General features: G+C 35.8%; 19 protein-coding genes. 7 read left to right on the top strand and 12 right to left on the bottom strand.

Going from position 1 to position 17,710, the window contains the following annotated elements:
* Positions 1-101: 101 nt before the first annotated feature.
* Entirely contained in the window at positions 102-755 is a 654-nt protein-coding gene (locus ACUN28_RS27080; protein WP_016089437.1) for a helix-turn-helix domain-containing protein, read from the top strand.
* Between the two features lie 99 nt (positions 756-854).
* Here ACUN28_RS27080 and ACUN28_RS27085 read toward each other — a convergent pair whose 3' ends face one another.
* The 3 genes from ACUN28_RS27085 to ACUN28_RS27095 all read right to left on the bottom strand — a co-directional run bounded on the left by ACUN28_RS27085 (position 855) and on the right by ACUN28_RS27095 (position 4,013).
* A complete protein-coding gene (locus ACUN28_RS27085; protein WP_016137007.1) occupies positions 855-2,129 on the bottom strand; it encodes an acetylornithine deacetylase in 1,275 nt (424 codons plus the stop codon).
* A gap of 108 nt (positions 2,130-2,237) precedes the next feature.
* Entirely contained in the window at positions 2,238-3,659 is a 1,422-nt protein-coding gene (locus tag ACUN28_RS27090) for an amino acid permease (RefSeq protein WP_033660242.1), read from the bottom strand.
* A 99-nt stretch (positions 3,660-3,758) separates the two neighbouring features.
* On the bottom strand, positions 3,759-4,013 hold the full coding sequence (locus ACUN28_RS27095; RefSeq protein WP_000859484.1) for a biotin/lipoyl-containing protein: 255 nt from the start codon (positions 4,011-4,013) through the stop codon (positions 3,759-3,761).
* A 274-nt stretch (positions 4,014-4,287) separates the two neighbouring features.
* Here ACUN28_RS27095 and ACUN28_RS27100 point away from each other — a divergent pair, with 274 nt between their 5' ends.
* Together ACUN28_RS27100 and ACUN28_RS27105 are read left to right on the top strand one after the other, a co-directional pair.
* Positions 4,288-5,691: a sigma-54 interaction domain-containing protein gene (locus ACUN28_RS27100; RefSeq protein ID WP_016089440.1), complete on the top strand. Its 1,404-nt coding sequence runs from the start codon at positions 4,288-4,290 to the stop codon at positions 5,689-5,691.
* A 112-nt stretch (positions 5,692-5,803) separates the two neighbouring features.
* Positions 5,804-6,001, top strand: a complete 198-nt coding sequence (locus tag ACUN28_RS27105; protein ID WP_016089441.1) for a hypothetical protein — start codon at positions 5,804-5,806, stop codon at positions 5,999-6,001.
* Between the two features lie 53 nt (positions 6,002-6,054).
* Here ACUN28_RS27105 and truA read toward each other — a convergent pair whose 3' ends face one another.
* The 6 genes from truA to ACUN28_RS27135 all read right to left on the bottom strand — a co-directional run bounded on the left by truA (position 6,055) and on the right by ACUN28_RS27135 (position 11,979).
* The gene (truA, locus tag ACUN28_RS27110; protein ID WP_016137006.1) at positions 6,055-6,792 is read right to left on the bottom strand and encodes a tRNA pseudouridine(38-40) synthase TruA; all 738 of its coding nucleotides are present in this window, start codon (positions 6,790-6,792) and stop codon (positions 6,055-6,057) included.
* 56 nt (positions 6,793-6,848) lie between these two features.
* On the bottom strand, positions 6,849-8,228 hold the full coding sequence (gene rlmD, locus ACUN28_RS27115) for a 23S rRNA (uracil(1939)-C(5))-methyltransferase RlmD (RefSeq protein ID WP_016137005.1): 1,380 nt from the start codon (positions 8,226-8,228) through the stop codon (positions 6,849-6,851).
* Between the two features lie 10 nt (positions 8,229-8,238).
* Positions 8,239-9,102 carry a DNA-3-methyladenine glycosylase family protein gene (locus tag ACUN28_RS27120; RefSeq protein ID WP_016133542.1) on the bottom strand — a complete coding sequence of 288 codons (864 nt, stop codon included), beginning with the start codon at positions 9,100-9,102 and terminating at the stop codon, positions 8,239-8,241.
* A 59-nt stretch (positions 9,103-9,161) separates the two neighbouring features.
* A complete protein-coding gene (pdaA, locus tag ACUN28_RS27125) occupies positions 9,162-9,944 on the bottom strand; it encodes a delta-lactam-biosynthetic de-N-acetylase (protein ID WP_016089445.1) in 783 nt (260 codons plus the stop codon).
* Positions 9,945-10,070: 126 nt separating this feature from the next.
* Positions 10,071-11,591: a class I fumarate hydratase gene (gene fumA, locus ACUN28_RS27130; RefSeq protein ID WP_080118112.1), complete on the bottom strand. Its 1,521-nt coding sequence runs from the start codon at positions 11,589-11,591 to the stop codon at positions 10,071-10,073.
* Between the two features lie 205 nt (positions 11,592-11,796).
* Positions 11,797-11,979, bottom strand: coding sequence for an SE1561 family protein (locus ACUN28_RS27135; RefSeq protein WP_000513558.1), 183 nt, complete (start codon positions 11,977-11,979; stop codon positions 11,797-11,799).
* Positions 11,980-12,192: 213 nt separating this feature from the next.
* Here ACUN28_RS27135 and yfkAB point away from each other — a divergent pair, with 213 nt between their 5' ends.
* Positions 12,193-13,320, top strand: coding sequence for a radical SAM/CxCxxxxC motif protein YfkAB (gene yfkAB / locus ACUN28_RS27140; protein ID WP_016133541.1), 1,128 nt, complete (start codon positions 12,193-12,195; stop codon positions 13,318-13,320).
* A gap of 37 nt (positions 13,321-13,357) precedes the next feature.
* Here yfkAB and ACUN28_RS27145 read toward each other — a convergent pair whose 3' ends face one another.
* Complete coding sequence (locus tag ACUN28_RS27145; RefSeq protein WP_016089448.1) at positions 13,358-14,155, bottom strand: YfkD famly protein; 798 nt, start codon at positions 14,153-14,155, stop codon at positions 13,358-13,360.
* Between the two features lie 79 nt (positions 14,156-14,234).
* Positions 14,235-15,290: a calcium/proton exchanger gene (cax, locus tag ACUN28_RS27150; protein WP_016133540.1), complete on the bottom strand. Its 1,056-nt coding sequence runs from the start codon at positions 15,288-15,290 to the stop codon at positions 14,235-14,237.
* 178 nt (positions 15,291-15,468) lie between these two features.
* On the opposite strand from cax, the gene ACUN28_RS27155 reads away from it, so the two are divergent.
* The 3 genes from ACUN28_RS27155 to ACUN28_RS27165 all read left to right on the top strand — a co-directional run bounded on the left by ACUN28_RS27155 (position 15,469) and on the right by ACUN28_RS27165 (position 16,771).
* Positions 15,469-15,885 carry a pyridoxamine 5'-phosphate oxidase family protein gene (locus tag ACUN28_RS27155; protein WP_000550210.1) on the top strand — a complete coding sequence of 139 codons (417 nt, stop codon included), beginning with the start codon at positions 15,469-15,471 and terminating at the stop codon, positions 15,883-15,885.
* A gap of 154 nt (positions 15,886-16,039) precedes the next feature.
* On the top strand, positions 16,040-16,186 hold the full coding sequence (locus ACUN28_RS27160) for a BH0509 family protein (protein ID WP_000817786.1): 147 nt from the start codon (positions 16,040-16,042) through the stop codon (positions 16,184-16,186).
* Between the two features lie 156 nt (positions 16,187-16,342).
* Positions 16,343-16,771: an EamA family transporter gene (locus ACUN28_RS27165; RefSeq protein ID WP_016137004.1), complete on the top strand. Its 429-nt coding sequence runs from the start codon at positions 16,343-16,345 to the stop codon at positions 16,769-16,771.
* Between the two features lie 11 nt (positions 16,772-16,782).
* On the opposite strand, the gene ACUN28_RS27170 is transcribed toward ACUN28_RS27165, so the two are convergent.
* Positions 16,783-17,376 (bottom strand): DedA family protein, encoded by a 594-nt coding sequence (locus ACUN28_RS27170; protein ID WP_016089451.1) that lies wholly within the window; start codon positions 17,374-17,376, stop codon positions 16,783-16,785.
* Positions 17,377-17,710 lie beyond the last annotated feature (334 nt).

Genomic DNA, 17,710 nt, shown 5'->3' on the forward strand with positions numbered 1-17,710 from the left:
ATGCATCTTATGAAAATGTTGAGCAACTGTGCCTGTCTGTTTCATATACATGTAATAAATGCTCAACATTTTTTCAACAATAAAAAAGGAGTGCCTCCACTATGCCTAAAGAAAATCCAAATGAACGGCTTAGTACATTAATAAAAAAACTTTTGAAAGAACGTGCCTTATCCATGCGCCAACTCGGAATGCTTACAAATATTGATCCCGCAACAATCTCAAGAATTATGAATGGTAAACAACCACCAAAACAAAAACATCTACAAAAATTTGCAGAATGTCTGCAAGTCCCACCCCAATTATTATTTGATGAAATGTATCCGGATTCTCCTCACATTAATAAAGAAAAAACGGATATGTACACATCTCTTGATACAATTCAACAAACACTGCAATCCTCTAACTTATTTGACTTCGATTACACAACAACTCGCGTAAAACAAGAACTTGAAAACTATGAACGCTACGCTCAAACAACAGAAGGTGAAAAACGGATTCATGAAAGTTTCGCAAGCAAATTAGAACAAATTGATAGTGCTGGTCCTTTTATTGAACAATTAACAGATATGTATCAACAATTTTGCAATGAAACTAATCCGAAAGAAGAGCGTGCAGTTCTTGGAGGCGCATTACTGTATTTCATTTTATCGACAGATATTATTCCCGATTACCTCTTTCCAATTGGCTATTTAGATGATGCAATTGCTGTTGAATTAGCAAAAGAGAAATTAATGGAACTAAAACGAAAGACATAGAAAAATAAAGAACTATTTCAGTTGTTTCTATTCAACTCTGAAATAGTTCACTAAAAAATCGTACAAGTATACATACCTGTACGATTTCAACATACTAATCTATTTTTTCGTATGACACCATTCATATATAAATGCTGTTATTACTTTTGTAAATTCAAATAACTGTTCTACTTCAACTTTCTCATTTATTGAATGAGCTTCTTCTAATGTACCTGGTCCATAAATAACAGCTGGAATATGAAATTCACTAAACCAACCACCATCCGTTACCGTTGCTGACATATCTAAAATTGCATTTTTAGAGAGAATTGATTCGTGTACTGAGCTAAGCGTTTTTACAGCTGCATGTTCACTATCTATTTCTAAAGAAGGGAAAATTTCGCCACGATCCACAATCATTGATTCTCCGCCCCACTTAAATTGTGGTGGATTTTCACTTAACCATGGATCAGCAGCTGCTACTTTCCCAATATACTCTTCAATTTCTTTTATTATTTTTTCATGTGTTTCATTCGGATAAAAGTGCACTGTTATCCATAACCGGCACTCATCTGCAATAAACGCTGCATGACGTCCGCCCTCAATAACAGCTGGATTAATTGTTGTTGTTCCAGAGGGATAGCCTTCATATGTTTTCATGACTGCCCAATGACGCTCTAATTCTTGTAAACTTTGCACAATTTTCATCATTTTTTCAATCGCACTCGCTCCGAATAAACGTCCTCCAGCATGGATCATTTGCCTGCGTGTTGCATCATGAAACGTTTGCGGGCTCTTCACAGTAATCCATCCGGTGATTACACCGCCCTGTCCTTGCATATGTAAATCACTCGTATCCACTACGACTGCAAAATCAGCATCATAACCTCTTTTGCAGCATTGAAGTGTACCCGCTTCTCCCACTTCTTCCCCAATTACTGATTGAAAGATTAAATCTCCAGGTAATTCAATACCTGCTTCTTGTAAAAGCTGAATAGCGAATAGCGCTCCAGCCAGTCCCCCTTTCATATCAGCTGCACCACGTCCAACTAACCAACCATCTTTTATAAATGGCTCAAACGGATTTGCCTCCCACACATCATCTGCTGACACTTCAGCTACATCCATATGTCCATTAATAATAAGACTTTTATGCGTGTCACTTTCTATCCCTTTTTTCACCCCAACAACGTTTGGGTCATTCGGATATACATCCCATTTATCAACACTGAAATCTCGCTTCCTTAGAAAATCTGCAACAAATTCTTGCGCCTCACTTGTGTTTCTCGCCGGCGGTGCTGGTGTTTCAAAACGGATTAAATTCTTTGTAAGCTCTAGTAACTCATCTTTTCGTAAATCAATCTGTTCTAATAGCTGTGAAACTTCTTGATTCATCGCTAATTCCCCTTTGCATACATAGTATGTTTCCAGCTTTATTTTCACAAAAAAAGAGACTGTTTACAATTTTACAGTCTCTTTTTTCAGCATAAGTTTCTAATATATTTATAAACTTTCTGCTTCTGTTGTATTTATTTTTTCAGCATGTTCTATTTTGCTTCCCTTATTTTTTGTCGCACGGTAAAACAGTAAACAAACAATCATAAATGGAATTCCACAATACAATGCCATTCTTTGTTCTGGAATAAAGGCCATACCAACAATTACTGTTACATTTAATACTAATGCAAGCAGTGGTACGAATGGATATAATGGTGTTTTAAATTTCAAGTCCTTCACATCCCCGCCCTGCTTTATGTATGACCTTCTAGCTAATAAGTTAGATAAAGCAATAGATGCCCAAACTAATATCGCCCCAAATCCTGCAATTGAAAGTAGCCATAAATAAACTGTATCTTCCGCATAAATACCTGATAGTAATGAAAGGCAACCTACAACTGTACTTACAATCAATGCGTAAATAGGAACACCATTTTTAGATAACTTACCAAAAATCGGACTAATCATTCCTTGATTAGACATAGACCATAGCATACGGGAAGTTGCATATAACCCCGAATTCGCAACGGATAGAACCGCTGTAATAATAACGAAATTGATAATATCCGCTGCATAAGGAATACCAATCTTATCAAATACAACTACGAATGGACTTTCTATCACTCCTGCTTGCTGCCAAGGGAATAATCCCGCAAGAATGAAAATAGATAATACAAAGAACACAAGTATACGCCAAACTGTATTATTAATTGCCTTCGGGATCGTTTTCTCTGGATTTTCACTCTCACCTGCTGCAATACCGACTAGTTCTGTTCCTTGGAAGGAAAAATTAACAGCAATCATCGTAATTAAAATAGCTGATAATCCATTTGGGAACAATCCACCATAATCAGTAAAACTAGAAAACATCGGTGCTGGTTCATGTCCTTTCATATCTAGAAAACCAAACATTGCTGCCCCGCCCAAAATAATAAATGCAATGATTGTAATTACTTTAATACTTGCAAACCAAAATTCAACTTCCGCAAAACTTCTTGAAGATAACGCATTAATAGCAAAGAGAAGCACTGCAAACACTACACACCAAATCCATGACGGTACATCAGGAAACCATCGTTTCATTAAAATACTAACTGCAATCAGTTCAATACCTATCGTAGCAGACCAGTTTAACCACGACATCCATCCCACTACATAACCCGCTGCAGGGGAAATGTGCTTTGTAGCATACGTTTGATAAGATCCTGCGTCAGGCATCGCAACAGCTAACTCTCCGAGACAGAGCATCGTTAAATACATAACAAATCCTCCAACAAGATACGCTACAATCGCTCCTCCAGGCCCAGCCTCATGGATGGTATACCCAGATCCTAAAAAAAGACCGGTACCAATAACTCCTCCAAGTGCAATCATAAATATGTGCCTGCTTTTCAATTCCCTTTTTAACCCTTGGTTTTGGTCCATCATATAATTCCCCCCTCTTCCCTTTGGAAACCCATTTCATGTAAGCGTTTTTAAAATTGTCCATAATAAGAATAATTATTGAAAAGAGCAAAATACATAGTATTAATCACTACCTGTTATTAAAAGATCATCCCTCACTGTTATTAATAACTTTTGATCAGCGATGGCTTGTCCTTCTACTACTTCTAATGATTCGATATACCCACTGATCCCTACCTTAATTTCTACTTTCTGTTTATCTATCGTTTCAATTAACGCTAATTTCTCCCACTCGTATACGTAAGAACTTTCCGCAACAAATAACTTCTCTACTTTCCCGTAACAAGGACTATACACGCCTTCTATAACCGTCTTCACTTTATAAACTCCTCCTTCTTATTAATTGGTACTGAAACGTTGCATATCCCTCCTTTAAAGATTTCAACTATTATTTATGCAAAAAGCATACCAATCTCCAATTCCTATTTAAAATGAGGATTCCTCACGAAAAAATCTTCATAACCGCAAAATTTTTCTATCATTCAAGAAGTTTTAAAAAGAAAATAGCAAAAAAATTTTGCGATTTTATAAGAATTTTAATAAAATTATAAAAAGTCAGTCTTCATAGGGTGAAATGAGGAGAAGATAATCTATGCGTACAGAAGACATTAATTTTAAACAGATCATTGAAATGAATATGCTATATGAAACTTTACTCAATGAACTCGATATCGGGATTCATATTATTAATGAGGAAAGTAAAACGATTATCTATAACCGCAAAATGATGGAAATTGAATCAATGGAACGCTCAGATGTGCTATATAAAAGTCCTTTAGAAGTATTCGCATTTGAAGAAAATAAAAATAGTACTCTTATAGAAGCATTAAAATTAGGAAAAACAAACAAAAATATAAAACAAACGTATTTTAACAATAAAGGGCAAGAAATTACGACGATTAACGATACTTTCCCTATAATAGAAAATGGAAAAATTAAAGGCGCTATTGAAATTTCAAAAGAGATGAATCACTTAAAGCAAACAATAAAAATGGACTCTTCTCGAAAACAAAACACTAAATTTACCTTTGATCACATAATTGGTGATTCTGAAGCCATTCAATCAACCATTGGGGAAGGAAAAAGGGTAATTCGTACATCTTCCTCCATACTTCTCGTAGGAGAAACAGGAACTGGAAAAGAACTATTTGCACAAAGTATCCATAATGAAAGTCAACGTTCAACAAAACCGTTCATTTCACAAAACTGTGCTGCTATACCTGATACGCTAATGGAAAGCTTATTATTTGGTACGAACCGAGGTGCATTTACAGGAGCTATCGATAAAGCTGGTTTATTTGAAGAAGCCAACGGAGGAACTTTGTTATTAGATGAGATCAACTCATTAAGTCCAGCACTTCAAGCGAAGTTACTGCGAGCTATACAAGAAAAAACAATACGAAGAATCGGGGGCACACAAGAAAAAGAAATTGATGTTCGTATTATAGCAACTATTAATGAAGACCCCCTTGAAGCTATTACACACAATCGATTACGGGAAGACTTATATTACCGATTAAGCGTCGTTACTTTATGTCTCCCGCCTTTACGAGAACGAAAAAAAGATATTCCAGCCCTTGTTCAGCACTTTATCGAAAAGTACAACATTCAATTTGGACTCGCTGTAACGGATGTAGATATACATGTAAGAGAATTCCTGTATGCATATAATTGGCCTGGAAACGTACGAGAATTGGAACATATCATTGAAGGTTCAATGAACTTGGTTGAAGATGAAAATATCATTACAGCATTTCATCTTCCCACTCGCTTTCGCGAACGAATAAAAAAAGAATTCAATACGCAACCTTTCCTAACCAGTAACGATACTGATGCACCTAAAACGTTAAAGCACACAATAGCAGAAATGGAAAAGAACTACATCAATCAAATTTTGAAAGAGTATCATGGTAATATTTCACAAGCTGCAAAGTTTTTGGGATTAAGTAGGCAAAACTTACAATATCGGATTAAAAAACTTCATTTACACATATGAAATGAAGTGAAACTTTAATCAAATGTAGGATAAATTCGCTTCCAAGTGCAAATAAACACTTGGAAAAATATTCTATAATAAACATATAACATACTAGAAAGGAACGATATATATGAGTAATGATAACAAATTAAAGTTATTACAATACTTAGCCTTCTTCCCTACCCTTGTATGTATGATGTTACTAGTTGAAATGAATGCTTATCCTTATGCAAAACTATTAGCAACAATTAGCGGCTCCTTTGCAGCTATTATGCTTGCTGCTTTTTGGAATTTGAAGATACGTATGAAGAAAGAAAAATCTTCTTAACGCCAAAACAATAAAAAAATCGAGCTTACACAGCTCGATTTTTTTATTGTTTATTAAAATTCAACATTCTCCAAATACAAACCACTCGCCTCAGCAAGACAATTAATTTGATTACGTTGTTTTTCCTCTAAAATATTTGGGATTGCGTCCGCATCTAATTGTCCTAATCCAACTTCAATTAATGCTCCAACAATTTTTCGTACCATGTTATGAAGGAATCCGTTACCACTTACTCTAATTTGTACAAATCTTGCTTCTTCCATCACTTCAAGTGTATATACTTCTCGAACCATAGACTTTTTCTTTGATTTCGCATTTGAAAAAGCAGTAAAATCATGTGAACCAACTAAATGTTTCGCAGCTTCTTTCATGCTTTTCACATTTAATTTTTTATTCACATGCATGCTGTATTTACGCATAAATGGATTTGTATGCTCTTCATTCCAAATTTTATAAAGATATGTTTTTGCTTTAGAATTGTAACGAGCATGGAAGCGATCTTGTACTTCTTCTACATTCGTAATGCTAATATCATTAGGTAAATATTGATTTAAATATTTTTTCACTTTATGTTCCACTAACTTCTCATCACTTTGAAAGTTAGCAACTTGATTTAAAGCATGTACACCAGCGTCTGTTCTACTACAACCGATAATTTCAATTTCTTTTCCGACCATTTCAGATATGACACTTTCAATTTTTCCTTGAATCGTATTATCGTTATTACCGAGACGTTGCCATCCTTTAAAACGTGCACCATCGTACTGAATCGTTAATTTATAATTGTACATTTCATTCTCCTTCATAGAAAATATTCCCTCGTGTCGTGAGGGAATATGAATACACTTTACTTTCTAACAAGCTTCACTACATTTTCTACATGGGCTGTATGTGGGAACATATCAACTGGTTGTACATACTCCACTTCATAGCTCTTCATTAACGCTTGTACATCACGTGCTAATGAAGAAGGATTACAGGATACGTAAACAACTTGTTTCGGCTTCACTTTTAAGATTGTTTCCAGTAATTTATCATCGCAACCTGTACGAGGTGGATCGACAACAATTACATCTGGACGCCATCCTTCTTTTACCCATTTCGGTAACCATTGTTCAGCTTTACCTGCTTCATATTTCGTATTTGTAAATCCGTGGCGCTTCGCATTTTTTCTTGCGTCTGCAATTGCTTCTGGAATGACATCCATACCACGTACTTCCGCTGCATCATTTGCAAGCCAAAGACCGATTGTACCAACACCACAATACGCATCTACAATTTTCTCATCGCCTGTTAAAGCAGCTGCTTTTTTCGCTTCATCGTATAAAACAACTGTTTGTTCTGGATTTAACTGGAAGAATGCACGTGCTGATAATTCAAATGATAAATCACCTAGTGTTTCTTGAATTACTTCTTTTCCAGCTAATTTAAATGTTTTATCACCGAAAATAACAGATGTTTTACGCCAGTTTACGTTTTGCATAATTGATTTAACAGCTGGCATCTGTTTTTGTACTTCTGCGATAAATTGATCTTTATTTGGTAATTCTTCTTTTGTTGTAATAAGTGTAACTTGTACTTCCCCTGTTTGAACTGCAGTACGTGTCACAATTGTGCGTACTAAACCTTTTTGTTTTTTCTCATTGTAAATAGAAACATTTAATTTTTCTAATATACGTCTTACAACTTTGGTCGCTTCATTCGTTGCTTTATGTTGAATCATACAATGAGCAATATCAATTAACTGATGTGAGTTTTGCTTATACAGCCCTGTAATGACCTTTTCGTCTTTACGTCCCACTTGTAATTGACTCTTATTACGATAATGCCATGGATTTTCCATGCCAAGCGTCGGACGAATTTTCTCTTCCAAAGTGTTATTCATGTACTTCTCAAATGCTTGTACAACGATATCACGCTTTTGATTTAATTGTTCTTTATAATCTAAATGTTGCAGCTGACAGCCGCCACACTCTTCATATACCGGACATGGTGCTTTCACACGATGTGGTGAAGCTTTACGAACTTTTTTCACTTTCGCTTCAGCGAAGCCACGCTGAATTTTCGTTGTTTCTGCAACAACTTCTTCTCCTGGTAATGCCCCTGGAATGAAAACAACTTGTCTCTTAAAATAACCAACGCCTTCTCCGTTAATCCCAAGACGTTTAATTGTCACAGGAAACGTTTGACCAACTTCCAACTTACTCTCATGTTGCTTTTGTATCATTATTACACCTCTACTCTATACTTTTCCATAAATATAACGCTGCATAACTGCAGTATGGTTCACACTCTTGTTTCACTTTTTCTAAAAATGCATCATCAGGTTTATCATCTAGTTGAAATACACCTTGTACTGCACGCTGAATCCCAATGTCCGCTTTCGGAAACATATTTTTCCGTCCAAGTCCAAACATTAAAAAGTTTTGCACTGTCCATGTACCAATCCCCCTAATTGGTAACAATTGTGCCGAAACCTCTTCTTCCGCCCTGGTTTCTATACTCGCTAAATCTAATGTACCGCTGACAATACTTCGACCTAATCCTACTATATATTCAGCCTTTCGCTGACTAAACTTCTGCTCTCTCAATTCCTCTATTGAAATATTTGCTACTGTTTCTGGAGTGGGGAAAAAGAATACACCGTTCTTCTCTGTTCCATATCGTTTCACAAACTGTTCTGTTAACACAGTAGCAAATTTCAAATTTATTTGTTGATGAATGATACAGCGAAGAAGACAAGCAAAATAATCAAATTCTAAAATAATTGGAGTATAAGCATATGTTTCAAATAGTGGCCGTAATGATGTGTTTAAAAAATGGTTTTGTATATCTTGAAACGGTTCATTCCAATGAAAAATGGCTCTCATTCGTTTCATGACTTTCTCCGGATCTCCTGTCTGACTAGAAATCCAAAACTGTGGATTTTGAACAGTACCAATCCCTTGTAAGCGAACAACAATCTGTTCCTCGTCTATACAAAGCGGGACATACATAACTTTCTCATCTAATTGAATGACGTGAAGAGGGTCAAAAGATAAACGTCTTAATACCTCTTCAAAGTGATACGGATACTCTAACGTAACATGTTCGCTCCACATACGTTTCCCCATCCTTTTTACAAATCATTATAGCATGAGAAAACCGCAAGCATACATGCTTACGGTTGATTGCTTTTTACTAAGTCATCTAGACTTTTAAAATGATACCCTTTCTCGCGCAAATCATCAATGATTTTCGCAAGTGCTTCTGCATTATCTTTTGATATTGCATGAAGTAATAAAATAGATCCTGGATGAATCATCGTCATAACATTATTATGCGCATATTGCCATCCTCTTTGCTGATCCACTTTCCAATCCAAAAATGCAAGTGACCAAAATACATTATAGTAGCCCATTTCTTTCGTAAGAGCTAACGTTCTTTCACTAAATACACCGCGCGGAGGACGTACATATTTCACTTCTTTTTGCCCAGTTACTTTTTTAATTTCTTCCGTTACACTCGTTAATTCTTCACGAAGTTTCTCATCATTTACCGTTGTGAAATCAGGATGACTCCACGAATGGTTTCCAATAATGTGTCCTTCATCCTTCATTCTTAACAATAAATCTTTTTGTGTTTTAATATAATGCCCCGTTACAAAAAAGGTTGCTGGTACTTTTTTCTCTTTTAGTACGTCTAAAATTTTCCCTGTGTATCCATTCTCATAACCGTTATCAAATGTTAAATAAATATCTTTTTTCTCCGTGTCCCCTAAATAAAACCCGCCATTTTTTTGTAATAATTCTGTATACAGTTTCCCTGCATCTGGTACTGTTTCATTTTTAGGACGCGGAATTCCCCAGTTATGTGGAGTATTTGTATAAGCTAATGTTGAAACTGGAACAAGTGCCATCATAATTGAAAAAATGAGACCGATATATAACCATTTATATTTCATAAATAGTCTCCTTTCCATATATAATCGTACTTGTAGTTTCTGTTGCCTCGCATTCTTTCATGCTGAACATGTTTTTCTATATATACCAAAAAAATGCATCTCGAATCATTCGAGATGCATTTTTGTTTACTTAAATACCGGCTCTTTAAAGCTAGCTAATTTTTCAAGTGATGTTTTATCAACATCTGCATGTAAGCTATTACCATGAGAATCCATCGTTACAACTGCTTTAAATCCATCGATACGTAAATGCCACATTGCCTCTGGAATACCAAATTGTAAGAAATCAACATCTTTTACTTCTTTAATACACTCAGCATAATATTGCGCTGCACCACCGATTGCATTTAAATATACACCACCGTGCTCTTCTAAAGCCGCTAATGTTTTCGCACCCATACCGCCTTTACCAATAACAGCGCGAATACCAAATTTCTTCATAATATCGCCTTGGTACGGTTCTTCACGAATACTTGTCGTTGGACCTGCCGCTTTAATTTGCCAATTGTCATTTTCATCTTTCACGACAACTGGACCACAGTGATAAATAACTTGTCCATTTAAATCTACTGGACAATCGTTATCCATTAAATGCTTATGGATTGCGTCACGACCTGTATACATCATGCCATTAATTGTTACAACATCACCAACGCGAAGTTCACGAATTTGCTCTTCTGTAATTGGTGCTTGTAATACAATCTCACGTTGCTCTGTTTTTTCTTGTGCTTCTTGCTCCAGTGTATCCTCACCTTCTTGATATAACCAATCCATAATTTCACCTGTTTCAGGGTGGATTGTTACGCCAAGGCGGCGATATGCCCAGCAATTATACGCCACAGACACATAGAAGCTAGCTGGCAGACGGTTATACACGCCAATTTTACAACCAAGTAAAGTTGTTTCTCCGCCAAATCCCATCGTACCAATGCCAAGCTTATTCGCATTTTCTAATACGTACTCTTCAAGCTTTTGTAACTCTGGAATTGGATTGACGTCATCTAATGTACGGAATAATTGATTTTTTGCTAATTCGTAACCTGATGTGCGGTCTCCCCCGATACCAACACCAATTACACCTGCACTACATCCTTGACCTTGTGCTTGATATACTGCATGAAGAAGGCATTTACGAATCCCTTCTAAATCACGGCCAGCTCGTCCAAGTCCTTCTAATTCACATGGTAAGCTATACTGAATATTTTTATTCTCACAGCCACCACCCTTTAGGATTAAACGAGCATCAATATAATCTTTTTCCCATTGTTCAAACTTAATAACCGGTGTACCTGGTCCTAAATTATTTCCACTATTGTCTCCAAAAAGAGAATCAACAGAATTTGGACGAAGTTTACCATCTTTTGTCGCCCGCTCAAGCGCATTATAGATAGCTTCCTTCAACTTTAATTGATTCACACCAACTGGTGTATAAATTTTAAACGTTGGCATCCCTGTATCTTGGCAAATTGGCGAGATGTTATCATCAGCCATTTTAATATTATTCGTAATTGTGCCAAGTGCCATCGCTGAACGAGTCCCTGCATTTTCTCGTTCTTTCGCTTGTTGAATCGCACGACGAACATCTTTCGGTAAGTTCGTTGACGTTTCAACAATTAGTTGATACATGCTTTCTTGAAGCTTTTCCATTGTTACTTCCCCCTCAATTGTGAACGCTACCAAAACGTTATGAGCTGAAAATTCCATTGTTATGCTCTTCAGCTTTTTATTTATTTCACGCTATAAAGCATAAATGAAATTTTTCACAACTTGATTATACCTTTTTTTCTACCTTCCTTCTATTATCCATACAGAAAAAGGCTGCCAATTTTGCTTTGGCAGCCTTTTTAATATATTATTCGTCTTTTTTAAATTGCTCACATTTTAATTCTAATTCATCTAACATTGCAAGTAGACGATCTACATCTTCTAACTCTACTTCTTCAGGTTCAATTGTATCAATCACTTCAATGAACATATTTAAACGTTCTTTTAAATATACTAATTGTGTATCTTTATCTTGAATTGCTTTTCCCATGAAGGCACTCTCCTTTTAATTCGAGTTGCTTTTATTATACCGCAAAAATGATTGCTATGGGCATGAAATTTCATCAATTTTGTCACGGTCATTCATTCAAATGTAAGCCCTCTCTCTTTTTTCACAAAAAAGTTTCACTTTATAAAAAGTACATATTCTTCTATTATAGAGAATGGACAAATTGTTATTTCAATAGTCAAAGGAGTATTTCATATGACGATATCACAAAAAATGAAGCCGATTACTCCTTCTTACGATCCATGGGAAGCGTATATGGACCTTGAAGAGTACGGCAAACTACTATTAACAAACGTTGAATTTACAACGACAACGTTATGCAATATGCGTTGCGAGCATTGTGCTGTTGGTTACACATTACAGCCGAAAGATCCAAATCCGCTTCCGATGGAGCTTTTATTAAAACGATTAGATGAGATTCCTCATTTACGTTCTTTAAGTATTACTGGCGGAGAACCTATGCTTTCAAAAAAATCCGTCGACAACTATGTAACACCACTCTTAAAATACGCCCATGAACGAGGCGTTCGCACTCAAATCAACTCAAACTTAACTATAGATTTAGCACGTTACGAACAAATTATTCCTTATTTAGACGTATTGCACATATCTCATAACTGGGGAACAATTGATGACTTCGTTGAAGGCGGATTTGCAATGATGGAGCGTAAACCTACGTATGAACAGCGTGCAAAACTATTTGAACGAATGATTACAAATAGTAAAGCTCTATCAGATGCCGGTGTACTCGTATCAGCCGAAACAATGCTGAATAAAAGAACTCTACCACATATTGAACATATTCATCGTCAAATTGTTGAAGAAATGGGCTGTAAACGTCATGAAGTACATCCGATGTATCCAAGTGACTTCGCGAGTAATCTAGAAATTTTAACAAAAGCTGAAATTCGTGATGCAATTGAGCATTTACTAGAAATTCGCGATGAAAATGTATGGATGTTATTTGGGACTTTACCTTTCTACGCTTGTAGCGATGACGAGCGAGACATCGCCACATTTAAGAAATTACAAGAAAGCAAAAATGTAACCGTTCGTAACGATCCGGATGGCCGTTCTCGTTTAAACGTTAACATTTTCGATGGAAATATTATTGTAACTGATTTCGGTGACGTTCCTCTTCTAGGTAACGTACAAACAAACACACTACAAGAAGCGTATGACAAATGGAGTGCTTCAAAAACAGCAAAATCATTAAGCTGTCACTGTCCTGCTGTAAAATGCCTCGGACCGAATGTTCTTGTAAAAAACAGCTACTATCCAACAGAAGATTTCTTATCAAAAACAGCAAATATTACATTCTAAATAAAAACGTCAGCTTATAAGCTGACGTTTTTTCATATTATTGCGAGTGAGAAGAAGATATGAATTTAAAATATAAATGATCATGAATTGGAATAGCAGCTCCAATTCCTTGTGAGGTAATATTTTTTACAACAAGCCTTTTTTGATTTCCTTTTAATACAAGGTATACTTCTCCAAACGTCACTTTTCCTTTTTCATTTACTGCTGGTGTATAGGCGTATAAATATCCAAGTTGACTCGGGCTAATATTATACACGCGCTCATGTCCTGTACCATAACCAATGGTTGTTTTAAATGAAAGTGGCAATTGTACTTTTTCAAGTGCTTTGAGAAGCATCATTTTTTTCACATCTGTAGCATCTTTCATATCCGCTGTTAAATCGCCTTCAACTGTCTTCTGCGTTTCTTGTTTATAGCGTAACGGATATAAGCGATCTCCTCCGCGATTATCGTACACATTGCGATTTACTTGTTTATATTCCCAATTAATCGTTGTATCAACCGATTCATAATTCAAAGCCCATTGACCTAAATAGATTTTTGCTCGGTACCCTACCGCAAGCGGCGCATTCGAAATTGTCGTTTCATTAAACATTCGAATTAAGTCCGGATTTTCAATTTTAATATTTGCTGTTTTCAATAGTTCTTGAGCAAACTTACTCGGCTGTAAACGCGGCAAATCTTGCGCATCATTTGGAAACGTATTGTCTTTAGAAATATTTAAAACAGATGAAGGCATTTTTGTTTCTACCGTTGTCTTTGCAAAACTTATGTTAGGAAATAATAGAATAAACGAGACCATAGTTGAAAGACATATGCTGTATACTCGTTTCACCTGTCTGGCTCCTTCCTACGTAAAGGTATATACTACTTTTTTTATTGTTTTCTCTCAGCACAATTGTTATGCCTATTTTTCATAATAAATAAAAACCAATTCCCATAATGACATACGCCGCTAATAACGTACCTCCTTCAAACCAGTTTGTATCACCATCGTTTGAAATCGCTATCGTTAAGAAAACAGCTGTAATCATAGAAACAAGTTCTGGTATGGTAAATACTAAAGGCATCCTATTTGCAAAAAACATGGATAGCAATACCAATACAGGAGCAACAAACATGGCAATTTGTAATGTAGAACCTACTGCGATTTCGACTGCAATATTTACTTTATTTTTATAAGCCATAATAATTGCAGATGCATGTTCTGCTGCATTTCCAACAATCGCAACGATAATAACCCCTATAAATAACTCTGACCAGCCAAATGATTTCGCGACTGTTTCAAATGTATGCACGAGCGCCTCTGACACATAAGCTACCGCAATTGTCGCTATTGCTAAAATGAGTAACGCTTTTCCTTTTGACCACTCTGGCTCTTCTTCATGAGCGACTTCATCACTTTTATGCTGATATACACCGCGGTGCGTAACTAACTTAAATAGCAATGCAGCAAGGTACATAATAATCATAATAATAGAAACACCGATACTTAATTGATACGTCTTTCCAGCTTCCATCTTCATTGAAAAGATCTCTGGAATAACAAAAGCTACTACTACAGCAAAGATTAATAAAGCTGAATTGTGTCTTGCATCATACACATTAAAACTTTGTCTTTTGTATTTCAGACCTCCTACAAAGAAAGATAGTCCCCCTACTAATAGTAAATTTCCAAGTACAGATCCTGTTAAAGAGGCTAACACCACTTCAATTAATCCCGCTTGAAGTGCAAAAATCGAAATGATTAGTTCAACAGCATTACCGAAAGTAGCATTTAATAATCCACCTATTCTAGGTCCAGAGACAATTGCTAAACTTTCTGTCGCTCTCCCCATAAAACCAGCTAACGCGATAATCGTAATACAATACACAGCGAACATAATTGTTTGGGGCCAATGAAGTGTTTTTCCAAGTACAGACAGTGGTACACCTATAAGCCCTACTATAAGAAATATTTTATTAAACATGCCTTTCATCCTTCCATCGTATGTATTTCTCCTCGATCTTATTATTATTCTTCTCCTAACTTGTACGATTTCATCACAATTACGTTTAAAAAATCGGATTGAAGAAAACAGTATGAAAGATATTCAAATTATCTCGTTTAAACAGAGAAAATATAAATTAGGAAAAGAGGTAAAAAACATGCACTTAAAAGAAAAAATCGCAACAATTATTCAAGGACAAAGAACTGGTGTATTATCAACTGTACGTAACGATAAGCCGCATAGTGCCTTTATGATGTTTTTCCACGAAGATTTTGTACTATATGTTGCAACAGATCGACAATCAAAAAAGATAACAGATATCGAAAACAATCCAAATGTCCATGTACTACTTGGACGAGAAGGAAAAAAATTAGATGAAGATTATATTGAAGTTGAAGGCTTAGCTTCCATCGAGGAAGACTCCACATTAAAAAACAAGTTTTGGAATAATAGCTTAAAACGCTGGTTACTCGGTCCTGAAGACCCTAATTACGTATTAATAAAAATCAATCCCGACACAATTTATTACATCGATGGTGCTGGTACGACGGAGCCCGAGTTTTTACGACTATAAAATAAAACAAGCCCCCTTTAGGTGGGCTTGTTTTGTCGAAAAGTTCTTCTGAAAAAAACAATAAAATAGGTGGAACTTTCTAAAGATTCTGTTATATAATAGCAGTAACTTAAATAAACTGTATTAAAACAGATTGAGAGGAGAAATAACATTGATGAAAAGAGAAGAACGCAAAAACATGATTGAGTTTATTGAAAAGAAAAAAGGGATTGAGCGTGACGAATTATTGTTTATGACAGACGATGAAGTGGAACATATTTATAATGTAACGTACTTTTTATATGAGGAAATTGCAGAGTAGTATAATAATCCCCACCTTATTAAAAATATAAGGTGGGGATTATTTCGTTATTTATTCCGCTATTTGCGGGACGATAAAATCCCACTGATTAAAGTTTCGCTTTATACATGAGAATGGTTTTCATGTATAATAATGTAAGATTGGAGGAATTTTACTATGAGTTCATGGCTCTTATTCGCACTATTATCAGCAATTGCTGCTGCCCTTGTATCTATTTTCGGAAAGATTGGTTTAGATGGAATCGATGCCAATGTCGCCACAACTGTTCGTTCTATTATCATGGCATTATTTATGGTGGGCGTTATTATTATCCAAGGTAAATTTCAAAATATTGGCGATGTACTGCTAAATAAAAAAGCACTGCTCTTTATCACATTAAGTGGGGTTGCAGGTGCTTCGTCATGGCTATTTTATTTTCTTGCCCTCAAAACAGGGAAAGTTTCACAAGTGGCTCCTGTCGATAAACTAAGCGTCGTATTTTCTATCATTCTCGCTATGATTATACTCGGCGAAAAGTTAAACTTTATGACTAGTATTGGTGTTGTCTTTATTACAGCTGGTGTACTATTTATTGCTTTCAGCTAAAAAAACCGCGATTAGCGGTTTTTCTTTTTCTTTATGTAAAACCATACAATACATGTAACAACTACTGAAATGGATAAAATCCATATTCCATAATGATGTAAACTATACTCAACGAAACGCCACTTCTCTCCTAACTTCCAGCCAAGTCCAATAAAAACACTGATCCAAATAAACGCACCACCGTAAGCGTACAAACAAAAACGCCAAAGTGTTAAATTCGACATCCCAGCAAAATATGCTGTTAAATGACGTACTCCCGGGATAAAGTAACCAATCATTAAAAGAAATGGGCCATATTTTTCAAATAAAATATGTGTTTTTTCGATGTGATGTTCTTTGATCCTAACTTTCGGCCCATATTTTTTTAAAACAGGGAGTCCAAGTTTCAAACCTAATATATAGCTTAATGTAATGCCTAACATTGCGCCAGCCATCCCACTTAAAAACGCAGCAGTTCCTGACATAACTCCTTTTGAAACGTTATAACCAACAAAGGTCAATAAAAACTCATCTGGTATCGGTAATCCAACAATCCCACCGGCCAAAGCTATAATAATTCCAAAATACCCATAATGTGCGATTAACTCGCCAATATGTTGTTCCATTCGGAAGACACATCCTATGCACGATCGTTATTCCACATTGTGCCCTTTCTATCCTTCAGACAAACATGGTATACATATTCACTATACATTGTTTTTATAATGAACTCTACTTCTATCCATTCCTTTAACAGGAAGAAAGTGAACCATTAATCGGTGAGGGTTTGTTCATCCTGGCTCATTCTTAGTACACATCAATCGTGCGCCAGACTCCCGCCTCCTCCCCTTATATTCACCGCTTTTCGAAGCGCTAGTCTTACCATCCACAAATAACAGGATTAAAAAATAAAAATTCATATGCTTGTTTTTTTGTTACAATAAAGGAAAGTTACTTTTC

This window comes from Bacillus sp. WC2507 (assembly GCF_052656125.1).

What these genes read in the sequence shown, in the direction of transcription:
- ACUN28_RS27105 (WP_016089441.1), top strand. Translation starts at nt 5,804, where the DNA reads ATGAGTAATGATAACAAATTAAAGTTATTACAATACTTAGCCTTCTTC.
- ACUN28_RS27085 (WP_016137007.1), bottom strand. Translation starts at nt 2,129, where the DNA reads ATGAATCAAGAAGTTTCACAGCTATTAGAACAGATTGATTTACGAAAA.
- ACUN28_RS27170 (WP_016089451.1), bottom strand. Translation starts at nt 17,376, where the DNA reads ATGGAACAACATATTGGCGAGTTAATCGCACATTATGGGTATTTTGGA.
- ACUN28_RS27155 (WP_000550210.1), top strand. Translation starts at nt 15,469, where the DNA reads ATGCACTTAAAAGAAAAAATCGCAACAATTATTCAAGGACAAAGAACT.
- ACUN28_RS27135 (WP_000513558.1), bottom strand. Translation starts at nt 11,979, where the DNA reads ATGGGAAAAGCAATTCAAGATAAAGATACACAATTAGTATATTTAAAA.
- pdaA (WP_016089445.1), bottom strand. Translation starts at nt 9,944, where the DNA reads ATGAAATATAAATGGTTATATATCGGTCTCATTTTTTCAATTATGATG.
- fumA (WP_080118112.1), bottom strand. Translation starts at nt 11,591, where the DNA reads ATGGAAAAGCTTCAAGAAAGCATGTATCAACTAATTGTTGAAACGTCA.
- ACUN28_RS27080 (WP_016089437.1), top strand. Translation starts at nt 102, where the DNA reads ATGCCTAAAGAAAATCCAAATGAACGGCTTAGTACATTAATAAAAAAA.
- ACUN28_RS27120 (WP_016133542.1), bottom strand. Translation starts at nt 9,102, where the DNA reads ATGTGGAGCGAACATGTTACGTTAGAGTATCCGTATCACTTTGAAGAG.
- cax (WP_016133540.1), bottom strand. Translation starts at nt 15,290, where the DNA reads ATGTTTAATAAAATATTTCTTATAGTAGGGCTTATAGGTGTACCACTG.
- ACUN28_RS27090 (WP_033660242.1), bottom strand. Translation starts at nt 3,659, where the DNA reads ATGATGGACCAAAACCAAGGGTTAAAAAGGGAATTGAAAAGCAGGCAC.
- ACUN28_RS27165 (WP_016137004.1), top strand. Translation starts at nt 16,343, where the DNA reads ATGAGTTCATGGCTCTTATTCGCACTATTATCAGCAATTGCTGCTGCC.
- yfkAB (WP_016133541.1), top strand. Translation starts at nt 12,193, where the DNA reads ATGACGATATCACAAAAAATGAAGCCGATTACTCCTTCTTACGATCCA.
- ACUN28_RS27100 (WP_016089440.1), top strand. Translation starts at nt 4,288, where the DNA reads ATGCGTACAGAAGACATTAATTTTAAACAGATCATTGAAATGAATATG.
- ACUN28_RS27160 (WP_000817786.1), top strand. Translation starts at nt 16,040, where the DNA reads ATGAAAAGAGAAGAACGCAAAAACATGATTGAGTTTATTGAAAAGAAA.
- rlmD (WP_016137005.1), bottom strand. Translation starts at nt 8,228, where the DNA reads ATGATACAAAAGCAACATGAGAGTAAGTTGGAAGTTGGTCAAACGTTT.
- truA (WP_016137006.1), bottom strand. Translation starts at nt 6,792, where the DNA reads ATGTACAATTATAAATTAACGATTCAGTACGATGGTGCACGTTTTAAA.